Below are 24,654 nucleotides of genomic sequence, written 5' to 3' on the forward strand. Positions count from 1 at the left end.
ACTTTGCAGAAACTAAGAGTGAGACAGCTGTTCTCACTCTTTTATTTTAAATATATTATTAAGAACCAGTTTAATTTTTTAAATATATTTTATTTGGGATTATAGGAACTGGTCATTTACAATTGAATAGGAGGAAATTTAATGAAAAAAAATTTAGAAGCTACAATTGAAGAGATTGTAACTAAAATAACAGATGAACATGGATTTGAAATGGTTGATGTTGAATATGTAAAAGAAGCGGGAGAATACTACTTAAGAGTATACATAGATAAAGAAGAAGGAATATCTTTAAATGAATGTGAATTAGTTAGTAGAGAATTAAGCCCAATATTAGATGAAAAAGACCCTATAAAGGAGAATTATTTTTTAGAAGTATCTTCTCCAGGACTTGATAGAGCATTAAAAAAAGATAGAGATTTTGTAAGATACAAAGGTAGAGATGTAGATTTGAAATTATATAAAGCATTAAATGGGTGTAAACAATTTGAAGGTGAACTTGTGGGACTAACAGAAGATAATAATATAAAAATCATTGTAAATAGTGAAGAAATGGAATTTAATAGAAAAGATGTTGCTATTGTCAGATTAGCAATAAAGTTTTAGTGGTATATTAAATAGGGAGGAAATAAAAAAATGAATCATGAATTTATGGAAGCACTAGATGAATTAGTAGTTGATAGAGGTATAGATAAAGAGATACTTATAGATACTATAGAACAAGCTCTTTTAACTGCATATAAGAAAAACTTTGGTTCAGCACAAAACGTTAGAGTTGAGTTTGATAGAGATAAGGGAGATATAAAAGTATTCTCTCAAAGAGTCGTTGTTGATGAATCAGATTTATATGATACTTTCTTAGAAATAGAGTTAGCAGATGCTAGAGAGATAAATCCTAATTATGAATTAGGCGATATCATAGAGCATGAAGTTACTCCTAAAAACTTTGGAAGAATTGCAGCTCAGACAGCAAAACAGGTAGTTGTTCAAAGAATAAGAGAAGCTGAGAGAGAAATAGTGTATAATGAATTTATAGAAAAAGAAAATGAAATAGTTACAGGAGAGGTTGCTAGAGCAAATAAAAACATTGTTTATGTTAACCTTGGAAGAATAGAAGGTATAATGACTCAAAGTGAGCAGATACCGTTTGAAAATTATAAAGCAGGTCAAAAAATAAAATTCTATATACTTGAAGTTAAAAAGACTAACAAAGGACCTCAAATAGTTGTATCAAGAAGTCATCCAGGTCTAGTAAAGAGATTGTTTGAAGAAGAAGTTCCTGAAATATATGAAGGGATAGTTCAAATAAAATCTGTAGCAAGAGAAGCAGGGTCAAGAACTAAAATGGCAGTAAGATCTATAGATGAAAAAATAGACCCAATTGGAGCTTGTGTTGGACCAAAAGGACTTAGAGTAAAAAATATAGTGGATGAACTTGGTGATGAAAAAATAGATATAATAAAATATAGTGAAGACCCAGCAGAGTTTATATCAGCTGCACTTAGCCCATCAAAAGTTGTTAGAGTAGATATAAATGAAGAAGAAAAGTCTGCCTTAGTAATTGTTCCAGATTATCAATTATCGCTTGCTATAGGTAAAGAAGGTCAAAATGCAAGACTTGCAGCAAAATTGACTAACTGGAAAATAGATATTAAAAGCGAATCTCAAGCAGAACAAGAAATGTTAAATCTTGAAAATTCCAAAGAAATAGAAGATGAGGATGTTAAAGCTGAATTTATCAACCAAGAAGAGTTAGATACTTCAGATGATAATTTTAGTGAAGAAGAGTAAGGAGGGATGATTTTGAAAAAAGTAAAAAAAGTGCCTCAAAGAAAATGCATAGCATGTCAAGATAGAGACTCTAAAAAAGAGCTTATAAGAATAGTTAAAAATAAAGAAGGAAAAATATTTTTAGACCCAACAGGAAGAGCTAATGGAAGAGGAGCATATGTGTGTAAAAGCTCTGAATGTCTTAAAAAAGCCATCAAAAGCAAAGCATTAAATAAAGCTTTTAAAATAGATGTTCCTGATGAAGTCTATGATAATCTACTTATGGAGTTAGAAGAATATGAAAAATAATAAAGAAAAAATACTTTCATTCTTAGGGCTAGCAACTCGTGCAGGGAAAATAGTGTCTGGTGATGACTCCACTTTGCTTGATTTAAAAAAAGGAAAAGTAAAGTTGGTTTTAATAGCAGAAGATGCATCAAATAATACTAAAAAACTTTTTAAGGATAAATCAACTTTTAGAAATATTCCATATCTATTTTTTTCAACAAAAGAGGAAATAGGATTTGCAATAGGAAAATCTCCAAGAGCAGTTATAGGAATAAAAGATGAAAACTTTTCTAAAAAGATAATTGAACTAATAGAAATTTAAAATAAAATAGGGGGTGATCTTGTGTCAAAAACAAGAGTATACCAAATAGCAGAAGAATTAAATATATCAAATGAAGAGCTTATGAATAAGTTAGCTGAATTAGATATAAATGTAGCTGATAAAGATTCAGTATTAGAAGGTGAAGAATTAGATTTAGTATTGGAATTATTAGAAGCTTCATCTAAAGAAAATGAAAATGTTATAGAGATAGATGGAAAGCTAACAGTTCAAGCATTAGCAACACAGTTAGATAAATCTCCATCAGAAGTAATTATGAAGCTTATGAAAATGGGAACTATGGCAACAATAAATCAAGAGATAAGTTTTGAAATTGCCGCTTTAGTTGCTCAAGACTATGGATTTGAACTAACAGTAGCTGAAAGTGATGATACAGAAGCTTTAGAAATAGAAGCTTTAATGGAAATTGAAGAAGATAAAGAGGAAGATTTAAAGGCTAGACCACCAGTTGTTACAGTTATGGGACATGTTGACCATGGTAAGACATCTCTACTAGATGCAATAAGAAAAACTGATGTGATTTCAGGTGAAGCAGGAGGAATAACTCAACATATAGGTGCTTCAGAAGTTAAAATTAATGGACAAAAAATAGTATTTTTAGATACTCCAGGACATGAGGCTTTCACATCAATGAGAGCAAGAGGAGCACAAGTTACAGATATAGCAATATTAGTTGTTGCAGCAGACGATGGTATAATGCCTCAAACAGTAGAAGCTATAAACCATGCTAAAGCAGCAGAAGTACCTTTAATAGTTGCTATCAATAAAATAGATAAACCAGGTGCAAATCCAGATAAAGTAAAACAAGAATTAGCAGACCAAGGTCTATTAGTTGAAGACTGGGGTGGAGAAGTAATAGCAGTTCCAGTATCAGCTAAGAAAAAAGAAGGAATAGATACACTTTTAGAAATGGTATTATTGGTTGCTGAAATGGAAGAATTAAGAGCAAATCCAAATAAAAGAGCAGTAGGAACTGTTATAGAAGCTGAGCTTGATAAAGGAAGAGGTCCAGTTGCAACAGTACTTGTTCAAGGTGGTACTTTAACAGTAGGTGACCCAATAGTTGCAGGTGTTGCATGTGGTAAAGTTAGAGCAATGATAAATGCAAAAGGTAAAAGAGTAAAGACAGCAGGACCATCTACAGCAGTTGAGATATTAGGTTTATCAGAAGTTCCACAAGGTGGAGACCAATTTGTTGAGGTTCCAACTGACAAGATTGCTAGAAGTGTAGCAGCAAGAAGACAGCAAATAGTTAGAGATGAAATGTTAAAATCAACTCAAAGATTATCACTGGATGATTTATTTAGTCAAATGAGTGAAGGTTCTATAAAAGACCTTAATATAGTTATAAAAGCAGATGTACAAGGTTCAGTACAGGCAGTTAAACAATCTTTAGAAAAATTATCAAATGAAGAAGTTCAAGTTAAAGTAATACATGGAGGTGTTGGAGCTGTAACAGAATCAGATATATTACTTGCAGCAGCTTCTAACGCAATAATAATAGGATTCAATGTAAGACCAGTTCCAGGTGCAGAATCTCTAGGCGAAAAAGAAAATGTTGATATAAGAACATATACTATAATATACAAGGCTATAGAAGATATACAAGCTGCTATGACTGGTATGTTAGACCCTGAATATGTTGATGAAGAAACAGGAAAAGCTGAAATAAGAGAAATATATAAAATATCTGGTGTTGGAACAGTAGCTGGATGTTATGTAACTAATGGTAAGATATTTAGAAATTGTAAAGTAAGATTAGTTAGAGATAGTATAATAATACATGAAGGTGAGCTTGCAGCACTTAAGAGATTTAAAGATGATGTAAAAGAAGTTAATTCTGGATACGAATGTGGTATGAGTTTTGTAAATTACAACGATATAAAAGAAGGCGATGTAGTAGAAGCTTATATAACTAAAGAAGTAGAAAGAAAATTATAAATTCGTATCAAAGAAAATCAGTTAGTAAAGAAGGTCGATGGTATGGCATCATATAATAGAACAAGAAGAATAGCAGAAGAAATAAGAAAAGTAGTAAGTACTATGCTTATAAATGGAGTAAAAGACCCTAGAATAACATCTATGGTGAGTGTAACTGATGTAGAAGTTACAAATGACCTAAGATATGCTTATGTATATGTAAGTATTTTAGGTGGAGATGAAGAATCTACACTAACAGGACTTAAAAGTGCTGGAGGGTATATAAGAAGAGAAGTAGGAAAAAATATAAAACTTAGATATATTCCTGAAATAATGTTTAAAATTGATGATTCAATAGAAAAAGGAATGTATATGGATAGCCTTATAAAAAGAGTTAATGAAAAAAATACTCAAAAAAATGAGGATGAAAATTATGATGAATAATATTGATAGTATTATAAACTATATTTATGAGGGTGACTATTTTATAGTTACCTCTCATATTAGCCCAGATGGAGATAATATTGGTTCTACACTTTCGATGTATTATACACTAAAAAACTTAGGAAAAAAAGTATATTATGTACTTGATGATGAAGCTCCATTAAATTTAAAGTTTTTGGTTGAAGATGTAAAAATTTATAAGTCTAATGAACTTGATATGAATCAGTATTCCCTAATAGCACTTGATTGTGGAGATGAACTAAGAATATGTGTAAGTGATGAAATCAAAAATAATGCATCAAAATTAATCTGTATAGACCATCATGCAAGTAATGATTCATATGGAGATTTAAATTATGTAGATAAGGATGCATCTTCTACATGTGAACTAGTTTATAATTTATTGATTAGATTCCAGCAAATAAAAGATATTAAGATTATAAATAAAGATATAGCGACATGTTTATATACAGGTCTTGTAACTGATACTGGAAACTTCTCATATTCAAATGTCCATGCAAGTAGCTTTGAAATGGCAAAGAATTTACTTGTTTTAGGTGCACAAAAAAATACTATAATACAAAATATATATCAAAGTAATTCTTCTGATTATTATAAATTATTAGGAGAAGCCTTGAAATCTTTGGAAATATTTGAATCAAAAGTATCTAGTATAGTTTTGACTCAAGATATGCTGAATAGAAATAATACAAGTTTCAACGATGTTGATGGAATAACAACATATACAAGAGACATAAAAGATGTTGAGGTTGGAATTTTATTTAAAGAGAAAAAACAAAATGAAATTAAAGTAAGTTTTAGGTCAAAAAATTATGTTGATGTAAGTGAAATAGCCAAGTTATTTGGTGGTGGTGGTCATGTAAGAGCTGCTGGATGTACTATTAAAGATAGTATTGATAATGCAAAAAAAATGGTATTAGAGGCAGTGTTAAAATCAATTTAAGGTGACAGAAAAATGAATAAGATTATAAGTATATTGAAACCTACAGGCATGACATCTCATGATGTTGTAAGTAGAGTGAGAAAAATTTTAAATATAAAAAAAGTAGGTCATACAGGTACTCTTGACCCAGATGCTTCAGGTGTTTTACCAATCTGTATAGGAAAAGCTACAAAAGTATGTGAAGTTATTTTAAATAAGGATAAATCATATATATGTGAGCTTACTTTAGGTATTAGTACAGATACTTATGATGCATCAGGTGAAATTTTAAAAAAAGTTGATAATTTCAAATTGAGTAATGAAGATATAGAAAAAGCTTTTGATACACAAAGAGGAGAAATAAGTCAACTTCCTCCAATCTACTCAGCTTTAAAAGTAAATGGAAAGAGAATGTGTGATTTAGTAAGAAGTGGTAGACAATCTGAAATTACTTTAAAAACTAGAAGAGTGAATATAAAAGACATAAAAATACTCAGTATAAAAGGTAACAAGGTAATGTTTTATGTTGAATGTTCTAAAGGGACTTATGTAAGAAGTATTTGTCATGATATAGGAGAATACCTAGGTTGTGGAGCACATATGTCATTTTTGAATAGGACATCTTCTGGTAAATTTGATTTAGATAATTCGATAACACTAGAAGAACTAGAACTATTTTATGAAAATAAAACTTTAGATAAATACTTATACGATATAGACTACGTACTAGATTCGTTTAATTATATTGTACTAAATCCTAATGCCATAAAATATTATAGTAATGGTGGTTCAATAGATGATAAAAGATTTTTGAAAAATAATCTCAATAAGAATGATGAATTTGTAAGAGTATATAGTACAGATAACTTCTTAGGATTAGGAAAATTATCAAAACACAATAATACGATAAGTGTTAAAAGTGATAAGATGTTCATATAATTAATGTATTTAAAAGAATGCCAAAAGAGATAGTACTATAATAACTTCTATAGTCTATCTCTTTTACTTATGCTATAATAGTTTGTGAATAAGTTAAGAGTAAATTATAATTTTAGCGGGGAACATTTATTATGGTGATTATAAAATCTATAGCAGAAATAGCAAACATAAAAGAAAGTGTCATTACCATAGGAAACTTTGATGGTGTGCACAAAGGACATCAAGTTCTTATAAAAAAAACAGTTGAATATGCAAAAAAAGAAAATATACAGAGTATTGTATTTACATTTGCAAATCATCCTGTAAATTACTTTAGACCAAACTCAACAAAAAATATCATAAGTAACAATGATAAGATAAAATTATTAGAAGACTTGGGAATAGATATAGTTGTAATCATACCATTTGATGAGTATATGACTAAAATACCTGCAAAGGATTTCGTAGATGAGATACTAGTAAAAAAATTAAAAGCCAAAAAAATAGTAATTGGACATGACTTTACGTTTGCAAGAGCAAAAGAAGGCAATGTGAATCTATTAAAAAGCTTAGAAGATGAATATGGTTTTGAGGTGGAAGTAATAAAGCCAATCAAAATAAATGATGTAAGAGTGAGTAGTACTTATATTAGAAGTTTAGTATCCCAAGGTGATATGACTAATGTCAAAGAGTATTTAGGTCGTAATTACGAGTTAGAAGGTTGTGTTATACATTCTAAACACCTTGGAAGAACTATGGGATTCCCAACAGCAAATATTGACCTTAAGAATAACATGCTCGTTCCTAAAAGAGGTATTTATGCTTCTATTGTACATATTGGAGATGAGACTTATTTTGGCGCTACAAATGTAGGTTATAATCCAACAGTCAATGGAAAATCTTTATCTATTGAAACCAATATTTTAGAGTTTGACAGAGATATTTATGGTAAAAATATAATTGTTGAATTTTTGGAAAGAATAAGGGATGAAAGAAAGTTTAATTCAATAGATGACTTAAAAAATCAATTGTTTAATGACACAAATTACGTATATGAAAACTATGTTTGCAAAAACAAGTAATGTATGATAAAATGATTAAGGAAAATAACCGTTACTCGGCATTTGAATACTCCAATCAATGCTTAGTAATAGGCGTTTCTAAAAAAATACGGAGGTAATCTAAATGATAAACAAATCAGAAATAATCAAAGAATTTGGAAGAGTTGAAGGAGATACTGGTTCTCCAGAAGTACAAATAGCTTTATTAACAGCTAGAATAAACGAGTTAAATGGACATTTAAAAACTCATAAAAAAGACCACCATTCAAGAAGAGGACTATTAAAAATGGTTGGTAGAAGAAGAAACTTATTAGCTTACTTAAAAGAAAAAGATCTTGAAGGATATAGAGCATTAATAGCTAAGTTAGGATTAAGAAAGTAATTTCATTCTTTATAAAAAAGCAGGTATAGTGTATACCTGCTTTTTTATAGTTAATTCATTATAAAGTAAAATAGTTAATAATAAAAGTAGTTTATATATTATAAAAAATTATAAAATGAATAATATTGGGTAAGAATATTAGAGAAGTATATAAATACATAATCAATTTAAGAGGAAAGACAAGATAAATATAGAAACTTTATAACAGTATAATTAGTTGGAATAAGGAGGATATTATTTTGAAAATAAAGTTAGTATGTGATAGTTTATGTGATATTCCAGATGAAATATCAGAAAAAGATTATATAGAAATAGTTCCACTTACAGTTATTTTTAATGATAGAGAATATATAGAAGGAGTAGATATAAATAAAGAAGAGTTTTATAAAAAGGTAAAAGAAATCAAACAAATACCTAAAACATCGCAAGCTACATATATGGAATTTAAAGAAGTGTTTGATAAGTTTATAGAAGAGGGTTATCACATAATCTGTATGACAGGAGCATCAAATGCCTCAGGAACTTTTCAAAGTGCTATGATAGCTAAAAATGATGTAGCTGGAAATGAAAAAATACATATATTTGATACTCGAAACTTATCTCTTGGTAGTGGGCAATATATTATAAAAGCATGTGAACTTCTTGAAGAAGGATTAGCATTTGAGGAAATCATAGATGAGTTAGAAAATACTCGTAGTAGTGTGAGATTACTTTTTGCACCATATACACTTGATTTTTTAAAACAGAGTGGAAGAGTTCCAGTTGCAACTGCTTTGATAGGAAATATGTTAAATATAAAGCCTATATTTTTCTTTGATAATGGGGAAGCTAAGTTGGTAAATAAGGTTAGAGGAGTAAAGAATATAGCAAGCAAATTGGTTGATATAATTTTAGAAATGAATGAAGGTTCTTTAGAAGGAAAAATTGTTACAATCGGTTGTGGAGACAATCTACATGATTGTGAAATATTAAAAGAAGAAGTAAACAAAAGAATAAAAGCAAGAAGAGTATTATTTACTCGAGGAGGAGTTTCTATTTGCTCTCATACAGGACCAGATATATTAGCTATAAGTTGTTCTAATTAGCAGTAATATAAGCTTTTTGCATATATGTGCAAAGATAATTTTATATTGTTAATTTATAGTATTTTTGATAATATAGTAAATAGAGTGATATACGTGTTTTTAATAAGAGGAGGACAAGCATTAATGTTTGAACATAAAATATTTAAAATGGATTTTGCAGGAAGAGAACTTTCTGTAGAAATAGGAAAAATTTGCGAAATGACTAGTGGTAGTTGCATAGTTAGATACAGTGATAGTATGGTAATGGTAAATACAACTAAATCGGCTAAACCTAGAGACGGAATAGACTTTTTTCCTTTAAGTGTAGATTATGAAGAAAAATTATACTCTGTAGGTAAGATACCAGGAGGATTTTTAAAAAGAGAAGGTAAGCCTTCAGAAAAAGCGATACTTACATCAAGATTGATAGACAGACCAATAAGACCATTATTCCCAAAAGGATTTAGAAATGACGTTCAGGTAGTTGCAACTGTTTTATCAGTGGACCAAGATTGCACACCAGACATAGTAGCAATGATAGGTTCTTCTATAGCCCTTTCTATATCAGACATACCATTTAATGGACCAACTGGTTCAGTATGTATTGGTCTTGTAGATGGTGCCTTTGTTGTAAATCCAAATGCAGAACAAAGAGAAAAAAGTTCAATGCACTTAGTTGTTTCAGGTACAAAAGAAGCTATAATGATGGTTGAAGCTGGAGCAGATGAAGTTCCTGATGATGTGATGCTAGAAGCTATCTTATTTGCTCATCAAGAAATAAAAAAAGTGGTTGAGTTTATAGAAGGTATAGTTGCAGAAGTTGGGAAAGAAAAATTAGAAGTGGAATTGTACCATGCAGGGGAAGAAATAACTCAATTGGTTCGTGAATTTGCAACTGATAAAATGAAAGAAGCAGTTCAAACTTTTGAAAAATTAGAGAGAATGGAAAATATGGATAGAGTTAAAGAAGAAACTTTAGCTCATTTTGAAGAAACTCTTGAAGATTTTGAAGATTACATTGGAGATATAGAAGAAGTATTACAAGATATAATAAAAGAAGAAGTAAGAAAACTTATAGTACATGAAAATGTAAGACCAGATAATAGAAAACTAGAGGAAATAAGACCTATATGGTGTGAAACTGGTATGATACCTAGAGCTCATGGTTCAGCTATATTTACTAGAGGGCAAACTCAAGTACTTAATGTGGCTACTTTAGGTGCTTTAGGAGATGTTCAAAAGCTAGATGGATTAGATGAAGAAGAAAATAAGAGATATATGCATCATTATAATTTCCCTGCATATAGTGTTGGGGAAGCTAGACCATCAAGAGGACCAGGAAGAAGAGAAATAGGACATGGTGCTTTAGCAGAAAGAGCTTTATTACCAGTTATACCATCTCAAGAAGACTTCCCTTATGCTATTAGATTAGTTTCTGAGGTATTAAGTTCAAATGGTTCTACATCTCAAGCAAGTGTATGTGGTTCAACATTATCTTTACTTGATGCAGGTGTACCTATAAAAGATATGGTTGCAGGTATAGCTATGGGACTTATAAAACATGATGGTAAAGTTGCAGTACTTTCAGATATACAAGGTATGGAAGACCATTTAGGAGATATGGACTTTAAAGTGGCTGGTACAGAATATGGTATAACAGCAATACAAATGGACATAAAAATAGATGGTATAGATAAGGAAATTCTACAAAGAGCTTTAAAACAAGCTAAAGAAGGTAGAATCCATATATTAGGAGAAATGAGAAAAACTATATCTCAGCCAAAACCAGAACTTTCACCATATGCACCTAAGATTGTTAAGATGCAAATAAATCCTGATAAAATAAAGGATGTAATAGGACCTGGTGGAAAGATTATAACTAAGATAATAGATGAAACTGGAGTTAAAATAGATATCGAACAAACTGGAGAAGTATTTATATCAGGTATTGAGATTGATATGATTAAGAAAGCTCAAGAGCTTATAAATAACATAGTAATCGAGCCAGAAGTAGGAAAGACTTATAAAGGTAAAGTAAGTAGAATAATGAACTTTGGAGCATTTATTGAAATACTTCCAGGAAAAGAAGGATTACTTCATATATCTCATATAGCTCATGAAAGAGTTGCTAAAGTTGAAGATGTATTAAATATAGGAGATGAAGTTGAAGTTAAAGTTACAGAAATAGATGAAAAAGGAAGAGTTAATTTATCAAGAAAAGTTCTTTTACCAAAACCAGAACATAAAAATAAATAATATAATAAATAATTAAAGGCAAAATCTTATGATTTTGCTTTTTTTATTGTAAATATATATCTTCTTAAATGATACAAATTATATTGACATTTAAAAAAGTATTTACATTATATTTAGTGCATAAATAAAGCTTTCTTTTAATAGTATTAAATAAGAAACAATTTGTACATAATTAGGGGGAGTTTTAATGATAATGATGGTACTTAACAAGAGTAAACTCAAGAAAATAATAATACTGATTTTAGTTTTATTATTGGGGTTATCAGGAGGAGTAATGGTATTAAAAATGTTCAATAATAAACCAGTATTCAACTTCTTTAATGGGGTAGATTTACCATATGAAAGAGGTACAAAAGATAAAAGTGGATATGTTGCATTAACTTGTAACATAGACCTTGGATGGGAAACAGAGTATGTAGAATCCATTTTAGAGACACTTAAAAAGGAAAATGTAAAAATTACTTTTAATGTGACTGGTAAGTGGGCAGAAAAGAATAAGGATGAATTATTGAAGATAAAAAAACAGGGACATGAAATAGGCAATCATGGATACAAACATTTAGACTATTCAACACTATCATACGAAGACAATTATGAACAAATAGAGACATCTAAAAAAATAATTGAAGAAATAATAAATGAAAAAACTAAATTTTTTCAAGCACCATCAGGTTCTTTCGGTCCAGAGACAGTAAAAGCAGCTAAAGCATTAGGATATACATCAATAAAATGGGATGCTGACACTATAGACTGGAAATATAAAGACCAACCAGAAGTAATAATTGATAGAATGAAGAAAAAAGATATTAAAGATAATAGTATAATATTAATGCACCCAACAGATGCAACAACAAAATGTATAGATGATATTATAGCAATTGTAAGGGAAAAAGGACTAAAACCAGGTAAACTCAGTGATGTGTTTAAGTAGACAAAGTATAAATATTTGATTAAGATTGTATAAGTTGTAGTTGAATTAATTAAAAGACTGACTTATAATGTAATACATATAAAAATAAATATAATTAAAACATAGTGTTTTCAATAATCCAATATAAAACAAAGAATAAATTTTTAGGAGAATGTAATGTATAAGACAAAAATACTGGAAAATGGGCTTACAATAATTGGTGAAGAAATACCATATCTAAAGTCAATAACATTAGGTATTTGGATAAATGCAGGTTCTAGAATAGAGGAAGAACAGGTGAGTGGAACTTCTCATTTTATAGAGCATATGATGTTTAAAGGAACCAAAAATAGAACATCAAAAGAGATTGCTAACTCAATAGACAATTTAGGTGGGCAAATAAATGCATTTACAAGTAAAGAATGTACATGTTATTATGTAAAATTAATAGATGAGCATATAGATACAGGAATCGATGTATTAAGTGATATGATACTAAACTCTAGATTTGATAAAAATGATATAGATAAGGAAAGACTTATAATATTGGAGGAACTTAAGATGTATGAAGATTCTCCAGATGACTTATCTTATGATTTGTTAGTAGAAAATATATATGCTAATGATGGTTTAGGAATGAATATAATTGGTACAAAAGATTCTCTATATAATATAACTAGGGAGTCTATGTTAGAATACCTAAACAAGTATTATATTCCAAATAATGCTGTTATTTCTATAGCTGGAAACTTTAATTTTGATGATATGGTAGAAAAAATCAAATCGAAATTTGGACACTGGGAAAAGAAAAGGTTGAATATAGAAATAAGTGAGGCTAAATTTAATCCTTGCTTTATATCAAAAAACAAAGATACTGAACAGGTAAACTTAGCTATGTGCCTAAAAGGTATTCCATTTGAAAATGATGATGAAGTGTATTCAATGGCAGTAGTGAATAATATTTTTGGTGGAAGTATAAGCTCAAGACTTTTTCAGAAAATAAGGGAGGAAAAAGGTTTAGTATATTCTATATACTCATCACAGACATTGTACAGAAAGTGTGGTGAATTAGGCATATTTGCAAGTATGAGTACAGAAAACTTGCCAGATGTTTATAATTTAATAAAGAAAGAAATTGAAAATATAAGGAAAAACTATCTTACAGAAAAAGAAATATTTGAAAGTAAGGAGCAATTAAAAGGCAATTATATATTGGATTTAGAAAGTACTAGCAGTAGAATGATGTCTACTGGTAAATCTATGTTACTTAGCAAAAAAGTAAAAACTACAGATGAAATACTTGAATGTATAAATAATGTTGATATTAATTCAGTAAAAAAAGTTGTTGATAAGGTATTCAATATCGAAAATATTGGTACATGTATAGTTGGAAGAGATGTAGAAAAGATTCTACATCTGGATTAATATCTTAAAAAGTAAATCTCTGGAGGTATAAAAATATGAATTTATCTGAAATAGCAGGTAAGGAAATAGTTAACTTGGTCACAGGAGAAAGATTGGGGGTCATTGGAGAATGTGACCTTATATTAGATGAAACTACAGGCGGTATATTAGCGCTTTTAATTCCAAAAGAAAAAGGTTTTTTTGCCAGAAGAAAAGATAAGTCATTTTTAGAAGTACCATGGAGAAATGTGAAAAAAATAGGTAATGACATGATAATTATAGAATATGAGGGATATATTTAGGAGGAAAAAATGAGTATTTTAGTGCAAAAGTTTGGTGGGACATCAGTAGAATCATATGAAAAAATGAATGAAGTATGTAAGATAGTAAAAGCATACAAAGAGAATGATGAAGAATTACAATTAGTACTAGTAGTTTCAGCAATGGGTAGAAAAGGAGCTCCATATGCAACAGATACACTTATAAATTTGTGTAGTGCAGTAAATGACGAACCAAATAAGAGAGAACTTGATTTAATAATGTCTTGTGGTGAAATAATATCAGGAACAATTCTTGCTAACTTATTGAATGCACAAGGTATAGAATCTGTTTTCTTTACTGGTCAACAAGCAGGTATAATTACAAGTGATGAATATTCTAATGCAAAAATAAAGTATATAAATCCTAAAAAGGTAAAAAGAGCTTTAGACAATGGCAAAGTTGTAGTTATAGCTGGATTCCAAGGTGTAACAGATGATGGAGAAATAACTACCCTTGGAAGAGGAGGAAGTGATACATCAGCAGTTGCTATTGGGAAAGCTTTAGAATGTGAAACAGTTGAAATTTACACTGATGTAGATGGTATAATGACAGCAGACCCTAGAGTAGAACCAAATGCTAAAGTATTAAGTTTTATAGATTATGAAGAAGTATTCCAAATGGCTGATAAAGGTGCAAAGGTAATACACCCAAGAGCAGTACAATTAGCTAAAAGTGGCAATATAACTTTAGCTATAAAAAATACAATGAACCCAACTTTTGAAGGTACAAAAATAGGTTCTTTATGTAGACACTTAGAAGAAAATATAGAATATGAACAAGAAAAAGACTTTAATGTTGCTGTTGCAAACAAAGATAGTGTAGCCCAAGTTAAGATTAAATCAGCAGAAGAAGTGTTTACAGAAGTATTAAATGAGATAGAAGATAAACTTATAACTATAGATATGATAAACTTCTTTATATCAGAAAAAGCATTTGTTATTGAAGATGCTGATATAAAAGCTTTAAAGGAAATACTAGATAAATTTGAATTGGATTATGAAGTAAATAGAGATTGTGCCAAAGTAACATTGATATGTTCAAGAATTGCAGATGAAATGTCTGGTATCATGTCAAAGGTAGTTAGAGGATTATCAAAGGCAGGAGTATCTCTTTTACAAACATCAGACTCAAACATGACTATATCTTGTTTAGTTAGTGAAGAAGATATGCACACAGCAGTACATGCAATACACCAACAATTTTATGTAAAATAAACACTATAATACAACTATTTTTATTCAAATTTTAATAATTTTACGTATATCTTAATATATTTGATTTATTTGGTAAAACTAAGTTAAATATGATTTTGATAGGAGTTTTTTTATGAAAGATTATAGAGAAGACAATGAACCATTTGATAAAGATAGTTGTAGAAGAGAATCTAGTTGTGAAGAAAGAGAGTGTATAAAGCAATTTGGTACTAATGAAATGCCACCTCAGCCTCCTAAGGATACTCAGTGTCTGACAATAATTGGAGAAATTGAAGGTCATTTTATAGGAAATCCTCAAAAAAAAGCCACAAAATATGAACATATAATTCCAATGTTATATTCAATTGAGGAGAGTAATGAGGTTAAAGGTGTGTTAGTTGTTTTAAACACTGTTGGAGGAGATATTGAGGCAGGTCTAGCTATTGCAGAACTCTTAAACAGTACATCTAAGAAAGTGGTTACTCTTGTTTTAGGAGGAAGTCATAGTATAGGAGTTCCTCTTGCTACAGCAGGAGATTACTCATTTATAGCACCAACAGCAACTATGATTATACATCCTGTGAGAACTACTGGTCTTGTGATTGGTATAAATGAAACTTTTGAGTATTTTAAAAAGATGCAAGATAGAATAATTCAGTTTATAATAAGAACATCAAATATCAAAAAAGATGTACTTGAGAAACTTATGCATGAAAAAGATGAGCTTGTAAGTGATGTTGGTAGTGTATTGATAGGAAAAGAAGCTGTAGATTATGGGCTTATAGATGAAGTTGGAGGACTAAAGGAAGCTCTTAAAAAACTAAAAGAGCTTATAAAAGAATCTGATGAAGAAAAAAATAATGATTAAAATTTGTTTAAATAATAAAATTTATGATATAATGATGTAATAAAGTAGGAGTGTTAGTGTTAAGGCATTAGCACTTTTTGCTGTGAAGGGGTAAAACTTGCTAAAAATAAGGAGTGATATTAATGGCCACGAAAAAGAAGAAAAAAAAGAAGGTAAATACCTTAAGTTTTAACGCAGAATATCATAATTTAATAACGATATTTATAGGTGTATTTTTATTATATAGTTTAAATTCTAACTCTATGGGATGGGTACCTGTGTTAATGCAGAATCTTTTTAAAGGACTATTTGGGGGGCTTTCCATAGCAATACCATTTATAGTAATTATAACAGGACTTTTAGGATTTTTTGATGGAAATGAATATATATATAGGCTAAGAAAGACTAAATTATACTACATAATTATTTTATTTATCTTTGTATTTTATGGATTATTAAATGCAGGAACTCTTCCTGTAGATAGTCCACTAAAAGGTAACATGTTTGATGATGTTATGAAAATGGGTGTGAGTGGACAAGGTAGTGGTTTGATAGCAACTACTATTGCATATTATATGAGTAAAATATTTGGTATAGCAGGTGGATGGTTAATAAGTGTATTTGCTCTTATACTTTCTATCATGTTTATATTTAATATTTCTATAAAAGATTTGGTATCAAATGCAAAATCAAAATCTAAAGCATCAAAAGACAGTAATTTAACGTTTAAAGATAAAATTGCAAATATGAAGAAATCTGCAATAGATATGATGACTGATGAAGTAGATGAAACCACTATAAACAAGAAACCAGGTTTCTTTAAAGGGTTAATGTCAAAAGGTCGTAATGATGAGGATGAAGAAGAGGAATATTTTGAAGAAGAAAATGGTGATGGTGTAGATGATAAGACTATTAAAATAGTTGGATTTAATAAAGCAGAAGATGAGTATTTAGAAATATTAGAAGGAACTCAGAGTATGCCAGAGTTAGATGTTTTAAAGGAATTACAAAAAGCTACAAATGAAAATTCAGTTGTAGATATTAAACCAGAAAAAAAAGTTGATATAAACAAACCTAACTTAAATATAGAAAAAACTCAACCTATGAGTATCATAGCAGAATCAGTTAATGAAGATTATTCAAACTATAAGAAGCCTAGCATTGAACTCTTAAATAAAGTAAATAAGAAATCTGATGAAAATGGTAAAAAGAAAGTGTTAAAAAATGCTTCTCTTTTAGAAAAAACATTATCAGATTTTGGAGTAGAAGCGAAAATTAATCAAGTTACAGTTGGACCTACTATAACTAGATATGAGATACAGCCAAGTCCAGGAGTCAAAGTAAGTAAAATTGTAAATTTAACAGATGACATAGCTCTAAGCTTAGCAGCTAAAAGTATAAGAATTGAAGCACCAATTCCTGGGAAAAGTGCAATTGGAATAGAAGTTCCAAATGAAGAAGCTCAAATGGTTGGAGTAAGAGAAGTTCTAGAAAGCGAAGAATTCAATAATTTTAATTCTCCTCTTGCAATGGGGCTTGGAAAAGATGTTGCAGGTAAAATTATAATTGGAGATATAGGTAAGATGCCACACTTACTAATAGCTGGTTCTACAGGTTCAGGAAAGAGTGTATGTGTAAACACATTAATAAGTAGTATATTATATAAGGCAAATCCTGATGAAGTAAAGCTACTATTAATAGACCCAAAAGTAGTTGAGCTTGCAAATTATAATGGGATACCACATCTATTAATACCAGTAGTTACTGACCCTAAAAAAGCTGCTAATGCCTTGAACTGGGCAGTTACTGAGATGAATAGAAGATATAAACTCTTTGCAGATGCTCAAGTAAAAGACGTAACAAGTTATAATGAGAAATCTGAAGAAAAATTACCTAAAATAGTAATAATAATAGACGAGCTGGCAGACTTAATGATGGCAAGTGCAAATGATGTAGAGGACTATATTTGTAGACTAGCTCAAATGGCAAGAGCTGCTGGAATGCACTTGATTGTAGCAACTCAAAGACCTTCTGTTGATGTTATAACAGGGGTTATAAAAGCTAATATACCATCTAGAATAGCATTTGCAGTATCATCTCAAACTGATTCGAGAACAATACTTGATATGGGTGGTGCAGAAAAGCTTCTAGGTAAGGGAGATATGTTATTTTACCCACTTGGTGCAGCAAAGCCAGTTAGACTTCAAGGTGCATTCATATCAGAGAGCGAGTCAGAAAAAGTAATTGATTTTGTAAAGAGTCAGGTTAAAGATGGAATAAAATACGAAGAAGATATAATTGAAACTATATCTAAGGTTAATACTTCAAAGAGTAGTGATGAAGATGAATTCTTGAGTGAAGCAATAGAATTTGTAGTGGAGAGTGGTCAAGCATCTGCTTCTATGTTACAAAGAAGATTTAAAATAGGATTTAATAGAGCAGCTAGACTTATAGATTCTATGGAGGAAAGAGGCATAATTGGAGCTAGTGAGGGAAGTAAACCGAGAAAGGTATTAATAAGCAAACAAGATTTGCAGAATTTAGAAGGTGAATAGAATTGTCAGTTATAAAAATAGAAGAAGCACTTAAGCTAGAGAAAGTAATATTTGTAGATGTAAGAACAGAAGGTGAATATGAAGAAGACCATATATTAAATGCGATTAATATGCCTATTTTTAAAAATAATGAGCATAATGAAGTTGGAACAATCTACAAAATGCAAGGAAAACATGAAGCAATACAAAAGGGTTTTGACTATGTCTCGTATAAGTTAAAAGATATGTATCTACAAGCAGCAAATCTTGCAACAAATTATGATAATATTGTTATATATTGTGCAAGAGGTGGAATGAGAAGTGGAAGTATAGTAAATGTATTATCATCATTAGGTGTAAATGTATATCAACTTGAAGGTGGATATAAGTCATATAGAAACTTTGTTTTAGAATATTTAAGAAATGTAATGGATACAAAAAACTTTGTATCTGTTCATGGATTGACTGGAGTAGGAAAGACTGACTTATTACATCTATTAGTGGAAAAAGGAATAGATGTATTGGATTTGGAAGGTATAGCTAAAAATAGTGGTTCTACTTTTGGTTTTATAACATTTGATAAAAAACCACCATCTCAAAAGAATTTTGAAACTAAGTTATTTGAAAGTATATTTTTCTCAAAGGAGGACTATATATTTGTTGAAAGTGAAAGTAAACGAGTTGGAAGCGTTACAGTTCCAAATGAGATTTTTGATGCTATGATACGAGAAGGACATCATATACTATTAGAATGTAATATTGAAAATAGAGTTAATAGACTTTGTAGAGACTATATTTATGATAAAGATAATATAGATGTCTTAAAAGAATGTATAAATAAATTTAGAAAAAGATTGGGTAATAAAGTAGTAGATGGCTATATTGAGTTATTAGAATCAGGTAAATATAAAGAGCTTGTAGAAAGATATCTTTTAGAATACTACGACCCACTTTATATGCATTCAGTAGAGAAGTATAAGTACGATAAAGTTATAAACTTTAATGATACACAAAAAGCTTTAGAAGATGTTATGGACCTATATGAGAGCATATTGGAAGGAGAGAAGGAATGTTAAAAATAGCATTGGAATCATTAGGATGCTCAAAAAATTTAGTGGATGCAGAAATAATGATGGGAATTTTAAATAAAAAAGGCTATAAATTAATTGGAGATTTTGAAGAAGCTGATGTAATTATAGTAAACACATGTGGATTTATAGAATCGGCTAAACAAGAATCAATAGATACAATAATAGAATTTGCAGAATTAAAACAAACTGGTAACTTAAAGTTGTTGATAGTAACAGGGTGTTTGGCACAAAGATATTCTGAAGAATTAAAAGCTGAAATTCCAGAAATAGATGCTATAGTAGGTACAGGGAGCTATCAAAACATAGATGAGATACTTAAAGAATTAAGTGAAAAACATCAAATTGTAAGTCTTGATGATATAGAGTTTGTGTTTAATGAAGATTTACCAAGATACCTATCTACACCTAGTTATATGGCATATTTAAAAATCGGAGAAGGATGTTCTAATAATTGTACTTATTGTATAATACCAAAATTAAGAGGTAAATATAGAAGTAGAAAATTTGAAGATATAATTAAAGAAGCCAATAAACTAGCTGAATCTGGAGTAAAAGAACTTGTAGTTATAGCACAAGATACAACCAAATATGGTTTTGATTTGTATGGAAAAGAAAAATTGCCAGAACTTTTAGAAGAACTTGCAAAGATAGATGGATTTAAGTGGATAAGAGTTATGTATTCATATCCAGAATCTATAACAGAAGAATTGGTACAAGTTATAAAAAAACACGATAATATATGTAGTTACTTTGACATGCCAATTCAACATGCAAGTAATAATATTTTAAAATTAATGAATAGAAAAACTAGTAAAGAAGATATATTAAATAAAATAAATCTTATAAGAAGTAATATACCAGATGCAATACTTAGAACTACAATAATAGTAGGATTTCCTGGTGAAACAGAAGATGATTTTAAACAACTTGTGGATTTTGTAAAAGAAGTTAAGTTTGATAGACTTGGTGCATTTGCATATTCAAGAGAAGAAGATACACCAGCAGATAGATTACCTAATCATATAGATGAGGAAATAAAAATACAAAGAAGAGATACTTTAATGATGATTCAACAAAAAATATCTGAAGAACTTAATGATAAAAAAATAGGAAAGATATATGATGTTTTAATAGAAGAGCAGATAGAAGATAATGTATATACAGGAAGAACACAAGGTGATGCGGAAGAAATTGACAGTATAGTATATGTAAAAAGTGTGGACAATCTTGAAGTAGGAGAATTCGTAAGTGTTCAAATAAATGATGCAATGGAATACGATTTAATGGGAGATGTATTATATGAACTTGCCTAACAAATTAACTTTGTTTAGAATCTTTTTAATACCAGTATTTGTTTTAATTATGTTACTCAATGTACCAAATAAGTTTTTAATAGCTTGTATTATTTTTATAATAGCTTCAATTACTGACGCATTAGACGGAAAAATAGCTAGAAAATACAACTTGGTTACTGACTTTGGAAAGTTTATGGACCCATTAGCAGATAAGCTATTAGTAATTTCTGCACTTACATGTATGATAGAAGACCATCTTGTAAGTAGTTGGATGGTAATTATAATAGTAGCTAGAGAGCTTACTGTAAGTATATTAAGAGCTATAGCAGCTGCAGATGGTAAAGTAATAGCAGCTGGTAACAGTGGAAAACTTAAAACTATAACTCAGATGGTGTCAATAGTATTTTTATTGATAGGAGCTCAGTTTGAGAGTGGATTAATCTTAAATGTGGGTGGAATTCTTATACTTATAGCGACATTACTTACTTTATATTCAGGGTGGGAATACCTATATAAAAATAAAGAGCTTTTTATGTCTTCTAAGTAAAAATGACTTATAAAGAAAAAATAATTGATTAATTAATAAAAAATAACAACTAAAAATTTTAAAAATGTAAAAAAGGGTATACTATTATAGTATACCTCTTTTCATTTTAAGAATATTTTCTTTTGTGTATATAATTATTAATAATGGTTTATAAATAAAAAGTAATGAATAAAAATATAATCATTAGTAGCGTTTTTAAATTGACTAGGTTTGATTTATGTTATATAATTAATATATAACAAGAGAACAAATGTTTGTAGATAAATGAAGGGATGGTATAGAGATGAGTGTAGATCAAGAAAAGTTAAAAGCGTTGAATGAAGCTTTAGGTAAAATTGAAAAAGATTTTGGTAAAGGTTCAGTAATGAAATTAGGAGAAGCAACGTCTATGTCTATAGATGTTATATCAACAGGAGCAATTGGTTTAGATATAGCAATTGGTATAGGAGGTCTACCTAGAGGGAGAATAGTTGAAGTATATGGACCAGAATCTTCTGGTAAAACTACTGTTGCGCTTAGTTGTGTAGCATCAGCTCAAAAAGAGGGAGGAATAGCTGCATTTATAGATGCAGAACATGCACTTGACCCAGTATATGCAAAAGCATTGGGCGTGGATGTTGATAACCTAATAATATCTCAACCAGATACAGGTGAACAAGCTTTAGAAATAGCAGAGGCATTAATAAGAAGTGGAGCGATAGATATAATAGTAATAGACTCAGTAGCGGCATTAGTTCCAAAAGCTGAAATAGATGGAGATATGGGTGATTCTCATGTAGGTTTACAAGCAAGACTTATGTCTCAAGCACTTAGAAAATTAACTGGTTCAATTAAAAAATCAAATTGTGTTGCTATATTTATAAACCAGTTAAGAGAGAAAGTAGGAATAATGTTTGGAAATCCAGAAACTACTACTGGAGGACGTGCACTAAAGTTTTATTCATCAGTTAGACTGGATGTTAGAAAAATAGATACAATAAAACAAGGTGATAAAGTCATAGGAAGTAGAACGAGAGTTAAAGTTGTTAAGAACAAAGTAGCACCACCATTTAAACAAGCTGAATTTGATATAATGTATGGAGAGGGTATTTCAAAAATTGGAGACCTTTTAGATATAGCTGCTGACGTAGATATAGTTAAAAAATCAGGTTCATGGTATAGTTACAATGATACTAAACTTGGACAAGGAAGAGAAAATGTTAAAAAATTCTTGGAAGATAATTTGGATTTAACTAATGAAATAGACGAGAAAGTTAGAGCATTTTACAACTTAACTGGAGAAAGTGAAGAATCAAGTAACCCAGTATCAAAAGAAATTGTAGAAGAAGAAGTAAAAATACAAAAAAATAACTAGTAATTAAAGACATGCCACGCTCCCTATTAGCTTGACACAATGTTGAAAAAATTATAAAATTAAGTGAGGATAAAATATCTAAATTTAATTTTAATTATTAGGAATATTTTTTAATCATAGTGATGACATTTTGGGATTATTAACGAAGGAGGTGGATGTCATAGATAGTGTAGTAATGATTGTAATAGGTGCAGCTGTTGGTATTATAGCTGGATATTTTGTTAGAAAAAATATATCTGAAGCAAAACTTGGACAAGCTGAAAACTTGGCCAAAGAAATAATAGATAAAGCACACCACGACTCAGAAACAGTACAAAAAGAAAAATTATTAGAAGCTAAAGAAGAGATCCATAAGTGGAGAACAGAAGCTGAAAGAGAAAACAGAGAAAGAAGAACAGAAGTACAAAAATATGAAAAAAGAGTAGTACAAAAAGAAGAAGTCTTAGATAGAAAATTACAAAATTTAGAATCTAAAGAATTAAATCTAAGCGAAAAACTAAAGGTAGTTGAAAAGAAAGAAGAAGAGGTTGAAGTAATTAAATCTCAGCAATTGGAAAAATTAGAAAGTATATCAGGAATTACTTCTGATAAAGCTAAAGAAATAATTTTAACAAATGCAGAGAGAGATGTAAGACGTGAAATGTCTATAATGATAAAAGAGATAGAAAGTCAAGCTAAAGAAGAAGCTGATAAGAAATCAAGAGAAATTATAGGATATGCAATTCAAAAATGTGCAGCAGATCACGTAGCAGAAACTACTGTAACAGTAGTAAACTTACCTAATGATGAAATGAAAGGTAGAATAATCGGTAGAGAAGGTAGAAATATAAGGACTTTAGAAACTTTAACAGGTATAGACCTTATAATAGATGACACTCCAGAAGCTGTAATTTTATCAGGATTTGATCCAATAAGAAGAGAAATTGCAAGAATTGCTCTAGAAAAACTAATAGCAGATGGAAGAATACATCCAGCTAGAATTGAAGAAATGGTTGAAAAGGCAAGAAAAGAAGTTGACAATATTATAAAAGAATATGGTGAACAAGCTGCATTTGAAACTAGTGTACATGGAATTCATCCAGAACTAATAAGATTATTAGGTAGACTTAACTATAGAACTAGTTATGGACAAAATGTCCTTAAACACTCTATAGAAGTTGCTCATATAGCTGGTATAATGGCTGCTGAAATAGGAGCAGATATTAGATTAGCAAAAAGAGCAGGTTTACTACATGATATAGGTAAGGCTGTAGACCATGAGATGGAAGGTACGCATGTTGAAATAGGTATGGATTTACTTAGACGTTATAAAGAATCTAAAGAAGTTATACATGCAATGAGCACTCATCATGGAGATTACGAACCTCAAACTGTAGAAGCTGTATTAGTTACAGCAGCAGATGCAATATCAGCTGCTAGACCTGGTGCTAGAAGAGAAACTTTAGAAGCTTATATCAAGAGACTTGAAAAGCTAGAAGAAATAGCTAATTCATATGAAGGTGTAGAAAAATCATTTGCTATACAAGCTGGTAGAGAAATCAGAATAATGGTAAAACCAGAGGCTATAAATGATGAAGAGATACACTTATTAGCTAGAGATATGACTAAGAAAATAGAAGATGAACTTGAGTATCCTGGACAAATAAAAGTAAGTATAATAAGAGAAACAAGAGCTATAGAGTACGCCAAATAAAAGAAATAATATCTAAATAATAATAAAAAATATTTTTAGAATTTTAGATTTGCCACAAGATATAAATAATATATCTTGTGGC

Annotated in this window: 23 protein-coding genes; all 23 read left to right on the forward strand. The window is 29.8% G+C overall.

The window, feature by feature from the left end; genetic code table 11:
- Window positions 1–141: 141 nt before the first annotated feature.
- The 23 genes from rimP to rny all read left to right on the forward strand — a co-directional run bounded on the left by rimP (window position 142) and on the right by rny (window position 24,572).
- On the forward strand, window positions 142–603 hold the full coding sequence (gene rimP / locus KGF38_RS09640; protein ID WP_054269795.1) for a ribosome maturation factor RimP: 462 nt from the start codon (window positions 142–144) through the stop codon (window positions 601–603).
- A 30-nt stretch (window positions 604–633) separates the two neighbouring features.
- A complete protein-coding gene (nusA, locus tag KGF38_RS09645; protein ID WP_074178899.1) occupies window positions 634–1,788 on the forward strand; it encodes a transcription termination factor NusA in 1,155 nt (384 codons plus the stop codon).
- A 6-nt stretch (window positions 1,789–1,794) separates the two neighbouring features.
- Window positions 1,795–2,076: an RNase P modulator RnpM gene (gene rnpM, locus KGF38_RS09650; protein WP_003419469.1), complete on the forward strand. Its 282-nt coding sequence runs from the start codon at window positions 1,795–1,797 to the stop codon at window positions 2,074–2,076.
- On the forward strand, window positions 2,066–2,377 hold the full coding sequence (locus KGF38_RS09655; RefSeq protein ID WP_054269797.1) for a L7Ae/L30e/S12e/Gadd45 family ribosomal protein: 312 nt from the start codon (window positions 2,066–2,068) through the stop codon (window positions 2,375–2,377). Before rnpM ends, KGF38_RS09655 begins: the two co-directional genes overlap by 11 nt.
- 21 nt (window positions 2,378–2,398) lie before the next feature.
- Entirely contained in the window at window positions 2,399–4,336 is a 1,938-nt protein-coding gene (gene infB, locus KGF38_RS09660; protein ID WP_054269798.1) for a translation initiation factor IF-2, read from the forward strand.
- A gap of 42 nt (window positions 4,337–4,378) precedes the next feature.
- On the forward strand, window positions 4,379–4,759 hold the full coding sequence (gene rbfA, locus KGF38_RS09665) for a 30S ribosome-binding factor RbfA (protein WP_054269799.1): 381 nt from the start codon (window positions 4,379–4,381) through the stop codon (window positions 4,757–4,759).
- On the forward strand, window positions 4,740–5,723 hold the full coding sequence (locus KGF38_RS09670) for a DHH family phosphoesterase (RefSeq protein ID WP_141668741.1): 984 nt from the start codon (window positions 4,740–4,742) through the stop codon (window positions 5,721–5,723). Before rbfA ends, KGF38_RS09670 begins: the two co-directional genes overlap by 20 nt.
- 12 nt (window positions 5,724–5,735) lie before the next feature.
- Window positions 5,736–6,641 (forward strand): tRNA pseudouridine(55) synthase TruB, encoded by a 906-nt coding sequence (truB, locus tag KGF38_RS09675; protein ID WP_054269800.1) that lies wholly within the window; start codon window positions 5,736–5,738, stop codon window positions 6,639–6,641.
- A gap of 131 nt (window positions 6,642–6,772) precedes the next feature.
- Window positions 6,773–7,702 (forward strand): bifunctional riboflavin kinase/FAD synthetase, encoded by a 930-nt coding sequence (locus KGF38_RS09680; protein WP_054269801.1) that lies wholly within the window; start codon window positions 6,773–6,775, stop codon window positions 7,700–7,702.
- Window positions 7,703–7,805: 103 nt separating this feature from the next.
- Window positions 7,806–8,063, forward strand: coding sequence for a 30S ribosomal protein S15 (gene rpsO, locus KGF38_RS09685; protein ID WP_021384061.1), 258 nt, complete (start codon window positions 7,806–7,808; stop codon window positions 8,061–8,063).
- A gap of 239 nt (window positions 8,064–8,302) precedes the next feature.
- Entirely contained in the window at window positions 8,303–9,148 is an 846-nt protein-coding gene (locus KGF38_RS09690) for a DegV family protein (RefSeq protein WP_074178901.1), read from the forward strand.
- A 123-nt stretch (window positions 9,149–9,271) separates the two neighbouring features.
- The gene (gene pnp / locus KGF38_RS09695; protein ID WP_054269803.1) at window positions 9,272–11,383 is read left to right on the forward strand and encodes a polyribonucleotide nucleotidyltransferase; all 2,112 of its coding nucleotides are present in this window, start codon (window positions 9,272–9,274) and stop codon (window positions 11,381–11,383) included.
- 187 nt (window positions 11,384–11,570) lie between these two features.
- Window positions 11,571–12,314, forward strand: coding sequence for a polysaccharide deacetylase family protein (locus KGF38_RS09700; protein ID WP_074178902.1), 744 nt, complete (start codon window positions 11,571–11,573; stop codon window positions 12,312–12,314).
- A 156-nt stretch (window positions 12,315–12,470) separates the two neighbouring features.
- Window positions 12,471–13,718 (forward strand): M16 family metallopeptidase, encoded by a 1,248-nt coding sequence (locus KGF38_RS09705; protein WP_074178903.1) that lies wholly within the window; start codon window positions 12,471–12,473, stop codon window positions 13,716–13,718.
- A 35-nt stretch (window positions 13,719–13,753) separates the two neighbouring features.
- Window positions 13,754–13,999, forward strand: a complete 246-nt coding sequence (locus tag KGF38_RS09710; RefSeq protein ID WP_003419503.1) for a YlmC/YmxH family sporulation protein — start codon at window positions 13,754–13,756, stop codon at window positions 13,997–13,999.
- A 9-nt stretch (window positions 14,000–14,008) separates the two neighbouring features.
- The gene (gene dapG, locus KGF38_RS09715) at window positions 14,009–15,232 is read left to right on the forward strand and encodes an aspartate kinase (protein ID WP_054269806.1); all 1,224 of its coding nucleotides are present in this window, start codon (window positions 14,009–14,011) and stop codon (window positions 15,230–15,232) included.
- 112 nt (window positions 15,233–15,344) lie between these two features.
- The gene (locus KGF38_RS09720) at window positions 15,345–16,079 is read left to right on the forward strand and encodes a ClpP family protease (RefSeq protein WP_054269807.1); all 735 of its coding nucleotides are present in this window, start codon (window positions 15,345–15,347) and stop codon (window positions 16,077–16,079) included.
- Window positions 16,080–16,201: 122 nt separating this feature from the next.
- Window positions 16,202–18,613, forward strand: a complete 2,412-nt coding sequence (locus tag KGF38_RS09725) for an FtsK/SpoIIIE family DNA translocase (protein ID WP_074178904.1) — start codon at window positions 16,202–16,204, stop codon at window positions 18,611–18,613.
- Window positions 18,614–18,615: 2 nt separating this feature from the next.
- Window positions 18,616–19,668, forward strand: a complete 1,053-nt coding sequence (gene mnmH, locus KGF38_RS09730) for a tRNA 2-selenouridine(34) synthase MnmH (protein WP_054269809.1) — start codon at window positions 18,616–18,618, stop codon at window positions 19,666–19,668.
- Window positions 19,662–20,996 (forward strand): 30S ribosomal protein S12 methylthiotransferase RimO, encoded by a 1,335-nt coding sequence (gene rimO, locus KGF38_RS09735; protein ID WP_074178905.1) that lies wholly within the window; start codon window positions 19,662–19,664, stop codon window positions 20,994–20,996. The genes mnmH and rimO overlap by 7 nt, the downstream gene beginning before the upstream one ends.
- A complete protein-coding gene (gene pgsA / locus KGF38_RS09740) occupies window positions 20,983–21,525 on the forward strand; it encodes a CDP-diacylglycerol--glycerol-3-phosphate 3-phosphatidyltransferase (protein ID WP_054269811.1) in 543 nt (180 codons plus the stop codon). The genes rimO and pgsA overlap by 14 nt, the downstream gene beginning before the upstream one ends.
- A gap of 283 nt (window positions 21,526–21,808) precedes the next feature.
- Complete coding sequence (gene recA, locus KGF38_RS09745; protein WP_054269812.1) at window positions 21,809–22,879, forward strand: recombinase RecA; 1,071 nt, start codon at window positions 21,809–21,811, stop codon at window positions 22,877–22,879.
- A gap of 151 nt (window positions 22,880–23,030) precedes the next feature.
- Window positions 23,031–24,572 (forward strand): ribonuclease Y, encoded by a 1,542-nt coding sequence (gene rny, locus KGF38_RS09750; RefSeq protein ID WP_054269964.1) that lies wholly within the window; start codon window positions 23,031–23,033, stop codon window positions 24,570–24,572.
- Window positions 24,573–24,654: the final 82 nt, after the last annotated feature.

The organism is Clostridioides sp. ZZV14-6387 (assembly GCF_020657835.1).
Taxonomy (GTDB): domain Bacteria; phylum Bacillota; class Clostridia; order Peptostreptococcales; family Peptostreptococcaceae; genus Clostridioides; species Clostridioides difficile_A.

Excerpts from the sequence above, each read along its gene's own strand:
- rimP (WP_054269795.1), top strand. The coding sequence starts at position 142 with ATGAAAAAAAATTTAGAAGCTACAATTGAAGAGATTGTAACTAAAATA.
- nusA (WP_074178899.1), top strand. The coding sequence starts at position 634 with ATGAATCATGAATTTATGGAAGCACTAGATGAATTAGTAGTTGATAGA.
- rnpM (WP_003419469.1), top strand. The coding sequence starts at position 1,795 with ATGATTTTGAAAAAAGTAAAAAAAGTGCCTCAAAGAAAATGCATAGCA.
- KGF38_RS09655 (WP_054269797.1), top strand. The coding sequence starts at position 2,066 with ATGAAAAATAATAAAGAAAAAATACTTTCATTCTTAGGGCTAGCAACT.
- rbfA (WP_054269799.1), top strand. The coding sequence starts at position 4,379 with ATGGCATCATATAATAGAACAAGAAGAATAGCAGAAGAAATAAGAAAA.
- KGF38_RS09670 (WP_141668741.1), top strand. The coding sequence starts at position 4,740 with ATGAAAATTATGATGAATAATATTGATAGTATTATAAACTATATTTAT.
- truB (WP_054269800.1), top strand. The coding sequence starts at position 5,736 with ATGAATAAGATTATAAGTATATTGAAACCTACAGGCATGACATCTCAT.
- KGF38_RS09680 (WP_054269801.1), top strand. The coding sequence starts at position 6,773 with ATGGTGATTATAAAATCTATAGCAGAAATAGCAAACATAAAAGAAAGT.
- rpsO (WP_021384061.1), top strand. The coding sequence starts at position 7,806 with ATGATAAACAAATCAGAAATAATCAAAGAATTTGGAAGAGTTGAAGGA.
- pnp (WP_054269803.1), top strand. The coding sequence starts at position 9,272 with ATGTTTGAACATAAAATATTTAAAATGGATTTTGCAGGAAGAGAACTT.
- KGF38_RS09700 (WP_074178902.1), top strand. The coding sequence starts at position 11,571 with ATGATAATGATGGTACTTAACAAGAGTAAACTCAAGAAAATAATAATA.
- KGF38_RS09705 (WP_074178903.1), top strand. The coding sequence starts at position 12,471 with ATGTATAAGACAAAAATACTGGAAAATGGGCTTACAATAATTGGTGAA.
- KGF38_RS09710 (WP_003419503.1), top strand. The coding sequence starts at position 13,754 with ATGAATTTATCTGAAATAGCAGGTAAGGAAATAGTTAACTTGGTCACA.
- dapG (WP_054269806.1), top strand. The coding sequence starts at position 14,009 with ATGAGTATTTTAGTGCAAAAGTTTGGTGGGACATCAGTAGAATCATAT.
- KGF38_RS09720 (WP_054269807.1), top strand. The coding sequence starts at position 15,345 with ATGAAAGATTATAGAGAAGACAATGAACCATTTGATAAAGATAGTTGT.
- KGF38_RS09725 (WP_074178904.1), top strand. The coding sequence starts at position 16,202 with ATGGCCACGAAAAAGAAGAAAAAAAAGAAGGTAAATACCTTAAGTTTT.
- rimO (WP_074178905.1), top strand. The coding sequence starts at position 19,662 with ATGTTAAAAATAGCATTGGAATCATTAGGATGCTCAAAAAATTTAGTG.
- pgsA (WP_054269811.1), top strand. The coding sequence starts at position 20,983 with ATGAACTTGCCTAACAAATTAACTTTGTTTAGAATCTTTTTAATACCA.
- recA (WP_054269812.1), top strand. The coding sequence starts at position 21,809 with ATGAGTGTAGATCAAGAAAAGTTAAAAGCGTTGAATGAAGCTTTAGGT.